Origin of the sequence: Sphingomonas corticis (genome assembly GCF_012035195.1) — a bacterium.
GTDB classification, from domain to species: Bacteria; Pseudomonadota; Alphaproteobacteria; order Sphingomonadales; family Sphingomonadaceae; genus Sphingomonas; species Sphingomonas corticis.
The window spans coordinates 447,545-456,778 of record NZ_JAAVJH010000003.1 but is presented as its reverse complement, the minus strand read 5'-3'; the positions used below and the strand labels follow the sequence as shown (position 1 = coordinate 456,778).

General features: G+C 67.6%; 8 protein-coding genes. All 8 read left to right on the top strand.

What is annotated here, in order from left to right; all coding sequences use genetic code 11:
- The first annotated feature begins 141 nt into the window (after positions 1 to 141).
- Positions 142 to 429, top strand: a complete 288-nt coding sequence (locus tag HBH26_RS07235) for a hypothetical protein (protein WP_168133900.1) — start codon at positions 142 to 144, stop codon at positions 427 to 429.
- Positions 430 to 506: 77 nt separating this feature from the next.
- Complete coding sequence (locus tag HBH26_RS07230) at positions 507 to 1,409, top strand: hypothetical protein (protein ID WP_168133899.1); 903 nt, start codon at positions 507 to 509, stop codon at positions 1,407 to 1,409.
- The gene (locus tag HBH26_RS07225; protein ID WP_168133898.1) at positions 1,406 to 3,601 is read left to right on the top strand and encodes a hypothetical protein; all 2,196 of its coding nucleotides are present in this window, start codon (positions 1,406 to 1,408) and stop codon (positions 3,599 to 3,601) included. Before HBH26_RS07230 ends, HBH26_RS07225 begins: the two co-directional genes overlap by 4 nt.
- Positions 3,602 to 3,670: 69 nt before the next feature.
- The gene (locus tag HBH26_RS07220; RefSeq protein WP_168133897.1) at positions 3,671 to 4,600 is read left to right on the top strand and encodes a TniB family NTP-binding protein; all 930 of its coding nucleotides are present in this window, start codon (positions 3,671 to 3,673) and stop codon (positions 4,598 to 4,600) included.
- A complete protein-coding gene (locus HBH26_RS07215; RefSeq protein ID WP_168133896.1) occupies positions 4,597 to 6,474 on the top strand; it encodes a hypothetical protein in 1,878 nt (625 codons plus the stop codon). The genes HBH26_RS07220 and HBH26_RS07215 overlap by 4 nt, the downstream gene beginning before the upstream one ends.
- Positions 6,475 to 6,559: 85 nt before the next feature.
- Positions 6,560 to 7,573 carry a hypothetical protein gene (locus HBH26_RS07210; protein ID WP_168133895.1) on the top strand — a complete coding sequence of 338 codons (1,014 nt, stop codon included), beginning with the start codon at positions 6,560 to 6,562 and terminating at the stop codon, positions 7,571 to 7,573.
- Between the two features lie 123 nt (positions 7,574 to 7,696).
- Entirely contained in the window at positions 7,697 to 8,335 is a 639-nt protein-coding gene (locus tag HBH26_RS07205) for a hypothetical protein (RefSeq protein ID WP_168133894.1), read from the top strand.
- A gap of 202 nt (positions 8,336 to 8,537) precedes the next feature.
- Positions 8,538 to 9,221, top strand: a complete 684-nt coding sequence (locus HBH26_RS07200) for a hypothetical protein (RefSeq protein WP_168133893.1) — start codon at positions 8,538 to 8,540, stop codon at positions 9,219 to 9,221.
- Positions 9,222 to 9,234 lie beyond the last annotated feature (13 nt).

The window sequence follows — 9,234 nt, the reverse complement described above, 5'->3', positions numbered from 1 at the left end:
AATACCAGCATCCCGATCTCGCCGCCTGACACACCGCCAAGCGAGCAGCCTAGACCACCGGGATGAGGGGTCCTTTTTCGACGCCGATCACCCCGCTACCGGGGTCCCTTTTCCACGCCGATCCACACCACGCTCACGCTCATGATCGAGCGTGAGCGGCTGCTGCGAGCGATCGAGCGCGGCACGATCGTCGTCATCCCCAAGCGCTCCTTGGCGCAAACGCCGCAGGTCGTGCCGCCCCGCCCGTATCCTTTCGAGGCCGCCCCGACCCGCGCCAGGATGCGCCGCGACCGCTTCTGGCAGCGCGCCGACGTCATCGCGCTGAAGCGGCGCGGCCTGCTGATGGCCGGTGACGAGTACGCCCGTCTGCACGCCGCCGGTACGGCGCGCGACAAGCCGGCCGGGGACGACACGCACCGCGTCGACTGACTCCGCCCCGAATGGGTGCGTGGTCGAACTCCGCGCACCCGCTGCCCTCCAAGACGCTCAAACCATCGGAGACGCTCGTGACGGCCCACGCCTCCCCCGACGCCGAGAGCGACGTCCCGCCCTTCATCAGGATTCCGCATCCACTCGAGTGTCGTCCGCTGCGCCCGCGCCGCGATCCGCGCTGGATGCCGCGGGGTTCGTCTCCCGAGATCGACGCGCCGCGTCGCTCCCGCGTGGAGAACTGGCACGATCCCCGGCTCGAGGCGGCAATCGATGCTGGGCAGATGCGCATCAACTTCAACTATGGCGGGCCGTTCGGCAGGACGGCCGGCTTCAGCGTCAAGTCCAACCGTGCCGTCTATCACGAGGGTCCGATCGAGTGCGCCGCCTGGGTCGAGGCCGAGACGCTCACCTCGCGGCTGGACCTCGAGTTCCAGCCCCTGCGGATCGTCTGGCGGCGTGATCACGGCCGCACCCGGCACATCACCCTGGATGCCGGCTTCGAGATGGAGGACCACTCCATCGTGTTCGCGGAATACAAGGGACACCGCGACTTCTTCGACCAGCCGGACACCGCCGACCTGCTTGACGAGGCGGAGGAGGTGCTCGTCGCCCACGGCGCATCGCTCCGCCGCGAGGTCGGAGCCGATCTCGTCGGCACGCTGCTACACCGCACGCTCAAGGACGTCTTCGACGACCGCAACACCGTGTTCGATCGCGTCGCCGACGTAGCGGCGATCCGCGAGTCCGTGCTGCGCGAGGGCGGTGTCGCCCCGCTCGGCGTCGTTCTCGAAAGGCTCGGCGGCGACAGGCGCACGGCCTCCGCCAAACTCAACGCAATGAGCGTGCGCCGGCTCGTGCGCATCGATCCGTCGCGCCCGCAGATGCCCGACACGCCGGTGGACCTGCCGCCCGAGCGCACCCCGGGCAGGCTCCGCGCCTTCCTGCGCCATCACGCGGTGCGGGAGGTCCTGCAGTGAGCATCGGACTGCCCGCCGGCATGCGGCTGGTCCACAAGGGACGGGCGCTCACGCTGCTCGGATCGTCCGGATGGACGCTGGACATCGTGGACGAGGAGGGCGCGCCCCTGCTGCTCCCGATCGGCCCTGCGGGCACCCTCGTGCCGCCGGACCTGGACTGGCTCCTCACCGAGAACCGGGCCGGCCATGTGCACGATGCGGACGAGCCCCGCGCCCTCCTCGGCGGCGCGAAGGGCCAGCTGCTCGGTCTCGACCGCGAGGCCTGCGCGGCCCGCGATCCCAAGTCCCTGTGGCGCCACGAGTGGGCCATGGCGGCCATCTCGGAGGGCGTTTCGCGAAGCGAGCCCGCGATGCGCGAGTTCATCGGCAGGGATCCGGCGCCCGCTCCCGGGGAGCGGCCGCAGTGGCGCTCGCTCGTGCGCTGGATCGCCGCCCTGCGGCGGGATCCCCATCGGCGTGTCAGCAATCTCGTCACCACCGCGGGTCGTGAGCGTGGCGCCTCGCAGCTGCCGCCCCGCATCAACGCCATCGTCCACAGGATGGCGGCGCACTACTGGAGCGAGGCCGGAGACCCCTGCAAGTCGGACGCGGCGTCGAGGGTGATCGAGGAGTGGGACAAGCTCGCAGCGGCGGGTGCGACCGACATCGGCGCCGAACCACCCTCCTTCGAATGCGTGCGCAACCGCATCAACGCGCTCCAGAACCGCAGGAGCTTCGCCGCCCGCAACGGCGATTTCGCCGCCGAGCAGATGTATGGAGCCGTGGGCGAGCCCGTCGGCGCCAAGCACGTCCTGGAGCGGGTCACGCTCGATGGCGTGGTCTTCAAGCACGCGTGCGTCTACTCCGACGACTGGAAGCTGCCGGCCGCCCGGATGAAGGGCGTCTTCGCCATGGACTGGCTGTCCTCGTTCGCCTTCGAGGGACCGGTCTTCACCGGCCCCTTCCGCCCCGAGGTCACCGAGCGTGCGCTATTGGGATTGATGACGCCGCCGCGCCTCACGGAGGAGCAGCTCGCCGCCGAAACCCAGCGCGCGCTCTGCTTCGGGATCCCCAGTCAGCTCCATCCGGACAACGAGAAGGCTCTGCTGCCGCCTTCGATGGTGCCCGGGCTCGTCAACATCGTCTCCTACGTCGAACTGCCCGAGGCGTATCACAGCGACGCGAAGGCCAAGCACGAGCGCTTGCACCGCTTCCTCCACGCCGCCGTCTCGCGACTTCCCGGCCGCATCCTTGGCCCCGGCCCTGGCAGGGATCCCCGCTACGACCCACTTGCCGACGCCGAGATCACCCGGGCGCAGTTCTCCTTCATGATCCAGGAGGCGAGGCACGCCTGGAACGAGCGGCCCAAGAAGTGGCTCGGCGGGCGCTCCCCGATGCAGGTGCTGCTCGAGGGTCTCGCCACGAGACGCTCGCGAGGCATGCCGACCGAGGAGATCGAACGGCACCTCTGCCGCACGGTCAACGTCGTCCTGACGACCAACGGCGTGGAATTCGACAACCTGCGCTACCGCTGGAACGAACGGGCCGTAGGGAAGGCGCTCGACGCGAACCTGCGCCGCGAGCCCTTCGCCAAGCGGCTCAAAGGGACGGGACGCGTCGAGCTCACCGCACGCGTGTGGGACTCCGACGTCGACTACATCGACCTCTACGATCCGGAACGGCGGGAATACCACCGCCTCTATTCGACCGATCCCGACTACAGCGCCGGCCTCACCCGGTGGGAGCACCACGAGTATCAGCGCATGCTCCGCGCCGGGAAGGGCGGAGGTACGAAGCCGGCCGACCGCCTCCGACTGCGCAGCCGTCTGCTCAAGGCCGCGGAGACCGCCCTCCCGAAGCAGGCGTTCCGTGCCCGGTCGGCAACGGTCGCGCTTCTCGAGCAGGAGGAGATGCGCGAGGCGGCGGGCGCCTTCGGCAGGTCGGCGGCCTACGACGAGATGCTGGCGGCGGCGATCCCGACCGAACCGAGCGGCGGCCTCCGGGAGGACGAGCCCAGGGCTCCGCCGCAGACGGCCTCCGCCCGACGGGCGCACGCCGACGACGACGTGGACGCTTCCGATGCGGCGTCGCCACCCCTTCCGACCGATCCCGACTACCCCGTGGCCGACCGCGGCGCCGGCATCGAGGAGGGCGACGCCGAGGGTCGCCCCGTCAGCATCTGGGACGACGACCGTATGGACGAGGAGGACTGAGCCGTGGGATCAGCCAGGAAGGATCCGTTTGGCGTCCAGCCGAAACCGGTGACCGGATCGCGGCAGCCCGTGCCCGGGAACGCCGAGGTGCGGAGGCGATCGTCCCTCGCCGCCCGGCTGCTCGAGGACGAGTGGATCGAGCACGCCCCGCAGCGCGCGATCATCGACGAGCTGCTGCGCTACCGGGACGACACCCAGGACCGGCTCGGACGTCCTCTCTCCGGTCGCCGGCTCTCGCAGTTCAGCCAAGCGGGCAAGAGCCGCACCATGGAGCAGCTGAAGCGGGAGATGGCGGCCGAGCGTGAAGCCGCCGGTCTGCCGCCCAACCCCTACCAGGTCGTCATCGTCGAGCTGGACCGGCGCATGACGCTCAAGGCCTTCTACCAGGAGGTCCTGAAGGAGCTGGACGACGAGTTCTGGAACGAGAAGGTCAGCGCCAAGGTGCTCGAGAACCGCATCGCCGACTTCGTCCGTCGGCTCGGCGTCGAACTCCTTATCGCGGACGAGGTGCAGCACCTCAGGAGCAAGGCGAAGGAGGCGGGCGAGGTCACCGACCGCCTCAAGGTCTTCCTCGACAAGGGCGTCGTTCCGCTCGTCCTGGTCGGCGACGAGGACTCGGTCGAGTTCTTCCGGATCAACGGCAAGCTCGCGGCCCGCCTCGGTCGACCGCTCGAACTCACCCCGCTCGATCCGCAGCGGACCAAGGGTGACGCGAGGCTGTTCAAGCTCTTCTGCGGAGCGGTGGACGATCTGCTCGTCACGAGCGGGGTGTTCGGCATGAGGTCCGGCCTCACCGACCACGCGATGCTCGACAGGCTGCTGAAGGTCTCGAGCGGGCACGTCGGCCGCGTCGCGCGTGTCGTGGGCATCGCGGCATCCGACGCCGTCTGGAGGGGCGCGGACCGGGTCGAGCCCTACGACCTCAGCAAGGTCACGCGGGAGTATGCGATCGGTGCCGGCTGGCTCACCGATGATCCCTTCTCGGCCAAACCCGCATGAGCGAGCATGACCGGCAGCTCCGCCGCCTCCGCTTCGATCTCGACGTTCTATCCGACGAGAGCGTGCCGGGCGCGATCGCGCGCGGCGTGGCCGAAAATCATCTCGTCAAGCTCAACGTCGTATTGAAGGAGATCGGGATCGGCAGATACGCCGGCGCCAGCCAGCTCGCCGACACAGCCACGCTCGATCGCCTCGCGACGGTGCTCCGCTGCGACCCCGAACGACTTCGGGCCCAGGCGGGGCGGCGCCTCGTCGAACCCGGCGACCGACGTCTTCAGCACTTCCTCGACTTCGACGGACTCGTCGTGCCGAGAGGCCATCTCGAGCTGGCCCGTCGGCGCATCTCACCCCTTTCCCTCGCCCGCTCTCCCCACCACCGCCAGTCGTGGCTCATGTCGGTACTGCCGTTCTGCCCCGAATCCCTTGAATGCCTCATCGACTCCTGCAGCCACTGCGGCAAAACGCTCGGTTGGGTGCAGTCCGTCGGCATCGGGCGATGCGAGAACTGTCTGCGCCCAATCGAGCCGAACCCGATTCCGCCGCTCTCCGATGACCTCGCCGAGGACTACCGCATCTTCGCAGGACTGCTGTCGTTGATTCCCGAAGAGCGCGACGCCGCAAGGAGCATCATGCCCGACCGGCTGAAGGACCTCTCGCCGGGAGCGCTCGCCCGCCTCGCCATGCGCTGCGGGCTGGACTGCGACGATGGCGAGGAGAAGCGCGCCTGGCAGACGCGCGCCGGTCGCATGCGCCCCGAACGACTGGCGCTGACCGCGGTGCGCGGCGTGGCCCTTCTTCGCAGCTGGCCCAACGGCATCCTCGATTGGGCCACCCAGCGGGTCGCAGCTGCGAGCGATGAGAAGGGGTGTAGGGCCGACATGGCCCGCCGTATACGCCGTATTGCATGGGGCGACTCCAGGTTCGACGACCAGCGCGATCTCGTTCAGGAGGCGTTCCCCGGCTTCGCACCACCTCGGGTCGGTTTGGCCGGTGGCGGCCGGGTCTATACCGGGCGACAGGCAAACCGCGTTCTTCCCGGCTTCCGTACGCAAGCAGAGACGATCCGCCGTTTAAGGATCGTGCCGACCCGAGCGGTCGCCTCACATGGCATTATGCTCGAGCACGCGTACTCCGCGGTTCCGATCGATGCCGCGGCGGCGAGATGGGCCGACTCCGTTCCGATCAGCACCATCGCCAGCCGCCTGCGCCTGCCGCTCTACGCAGTCGAGCAGTTGATCGAGACCGACCTCCTCGCGCGACACGATGACGAAATCCTCGCCATCATCTTGCGTCGCCCTCAGGCGGTCGCCTCCACCTTCGAAGCCTTCGTCCGGCGCCTCACCGAGCGAGCTTCGCGAAAGCGGATGCCTTCCACGGCCCTGCCGATCGGGCAGGAGAGCCGTCGGATCGGAGGGCGACCGAAGCCCTGGTCTGAGATCTACGCGGCCCTGCTCGATGATCGCATCCCCTTCTGGCTCGACGGAGACGTCGATACGGACCGCCTCCTCGTCGCGCGGGGAAGCCTCGACCGTTTCATCGTCGCGTCAGAGCCGAAGGTGTTCGGCTCAAATACGCCGTTCGCCACTCAGATGTCGACGGGAGATGCTGCCGAACTGCTGAACGTTCGGCCGGCCGTAGTCGCAGAGCTGAGCTCGGCCGGGGTCATCACCCGCACCAAGGGTCTGCGAGCAATGATGACCCCACGCATCGGCGTCGAGCGGCTCGCCGCAAAGCTCGTCTCCGCCGCCGAACTGGCTCGACGTGCCCGCACTTCGGCGGAGCAAGTGAACGATCGGCTGCGGGCGGCCGGCTTCGTCGACTTCCACGGGTTCTGGCGCAGGCGCGAGGTGCTCGACCTCCTGCCGCTCCGATGAAAACGCACACGCCGATGGGGAGCACCAGGTCCCCGCCCCTCTCCAACTCGCCGCCACCCCGATCCCGTCAACAGGAACCAATCTTATGAGGTACGAAACGATCAAGCCGGAACTGTCGAACCGCATCACCACGGCGGTGCGCACCGGCCAGGAGGCTGCTGGGCATTCCAGGCCATGGTTCAAGGACGGCTCGTTGGCGCTTTATCGGCACGAGACGGGAGGGATGATCCTGGAGGCACGCGTGCCGGTCGGGCCGCGCTTCCGCCTCCGGGTGCGAAGCGGCATCATCGACGAGACGTCTCCCGACGAGCGGGTATCGCACGCCTTCGTGGAGGATCTCGTCGCGGTCCTTCCGACGATCCGGCGCGTCGCCCGCACGATCGGCGCGACCGCGGCTGGGATCCTCGACCTGGTCCGAGCCGCCATCGATCCCGCTTACTATGAAGTCGAGCATGTCGCGGAGGATGCATCGTTCATCAGGAGCCTGACGCCGGCGGAGCTCATTGCCCGCATGCGCTTTCGTGTCTCCTTCAACACGCTCTCTGCGACCTTCACGAACGAGAAGCAGACCTTCGAGGTGGCCGATGCGGACGAGGTCCGACGCGAAATGGGGCGACGCCTCGCACACCAGGATGAGCGTTCCCGGGCCTACAGGCGGGCGCTTGCAGTCGGGGACACGTTCCTGATCGACGAGGTCGCCATCGGACTGATAGAGGCGAACGGCGCCGACGTGATCGCGACGCTGCGCCGGATGTCCGAGGTACCCTGGCTCAAGCTCGGCGATCCTCGACTGGGGCCACGCCGGTTGCTGGCGCTCGTCGGTCGGAACGGGCGAGTGCAAGCACACCAGCGCCTCTTCGAAGACGAGGATCACGGGTACTGGTACGAAGATCGCCTCTATGTGAAACGCCGTCGCGAACACGCGCGAACCGCTGTCGCTGGCGCCCCCGTCGCCCCGCTCGTCGAACACAGCGTATTCGCCGAGCGACGAATAGTCTCGGTGAAAAAGGAGGAGCGCGGGCTCTGGTGCATCAAGGTCGACGCGGCCACGCTGCGGTTCGACGCAGCGGATGGTAGCCTGCGCCAGAGCCGAGAGTGATCAGCTGCCGCGAGCGCGCATCGTCGTTGGAGTAGAACGAAGCTCTTCAAACAAGGGCATGGAATGAAGCACTTTGTCCCGTCGAAGCATGGAGCAGAAAGATTGCCGCCTAGTCTACCCGAAGTGTTCCTGCGCGCTGACGCCCCGGAGCGGATGAATCAGGATCGTGAGGACGGTCAGAACGCCTTTCTTATTCTTACCGACGAAGCTCGGATCGGACTGATCACCGACCTGATCATGCATCTGGAGGACATGAAGCCACTCAATACCGCAGCCACCGGCTCCGCCTTCCGACTGGCATGGGAGCTCGAACCATATCTTGGCGGCAAGCGGTTGGGCACGTACTTCAGTGCCGCAGAAATCATCTCAGCCGGGCGGTTCGAGTCGGGGGTGAGCGAAATCGTCGGGCGCTTGGCGAACGAGATGATGACGGCCGACGAACGACGGCGACTGTCGGAAACGAAAGCGCCACTCATCGTCTATCGCGGCGGCGTGGGCGATCCGGCGTCGATCTCTCAAGGCATGAGCTGGACCACGGACATCAGCTGCGCTGACTTTTACGCTCGAAAATGGCTCGTCCGTTGGGGGGCCGCGGGCGAGCCGCGCATACTCTCATCTCAGATCGAACCGGAGGTTGTCGCCGCGATGTTCGATGGTCGGGACGAGAGCGAAATCCTGATTCCTAATGGGCTACCGGTTGAGCGCGTGGTCGAAGTGCCGACCCTCTCTGACGTCAAGCCCCGCTCTTCTGGTAGCTGTTAGGAGGCAGCTGGAGGAATGTCATAATAAGGTTGTGCCAACGGTGACGTCGCAAGGTCGTGACGGGGCCGATACGGAGTGTTGCCGGCAGGACTCGGTTGCGGCGGAACGATCGCCCGGCACGGCCGAAATCGCTTGGGCACCCTGCTGAAAGCACGTATCACGCAGGCCGCGCAGGAACGGCGCGAGTGGGAGTTCAGGTGAGATGAGGATGATGCGCCTCGCCGGCACGGTCGCCGGCGCCGCGGCATTGATGGCGACCGCGCCCGCAGGGGCGCAGTTCTTCATGAAGGCGAAGGATCTGCGCGGCGAGCGGATCGTGGGCAACGAACCCGACATGGGTCAGCCGCTGCCCGGCGCCACCCCGGCGGAGCTGCGCGCGGGGGTCGTGTGGAACATGCGCGCCGCGCTGAACGTCGCCGCGCTGCAATGCCAGTTCGAGCCGACGCTGCTGACCGTGTCGAACTACAATGCCATCCTGGCGGATCACCGGCAGGAGCTGGCGGATTCGTTCGACACGCTGACGAAATACTTCATCCGCACGGCCAAGACGAAGAAGGAAGGGCAGACCGCGCTCGACCAGTTCGGCACGAAGACCTACGCCGGCTTCGCGACGGTCAACTCGCAGTTCAACTTCTGCCGGGTCGCCAGCGCGATCGGCCGCGACGCCATCTTCGCACCGCGCGGGCAGTTCGGCGAGATCGCGCTCGATCGCCTGCGCGAGCTGCGCAACAGCCTGACGCCGTGGGGCGAACAGCAGTTCCCGCGCTACTTCAATCCCAGCTTCGCCACGCTGCCGCGCTTCGACAAGCAATGCTGGAAGAAGGACGTGTTCGATACGAAGAAGTGCGGCGAGCCGCTCCAGCCCGTGGTGTACGCCGCGCGCTGACGTTGCGCCGGCC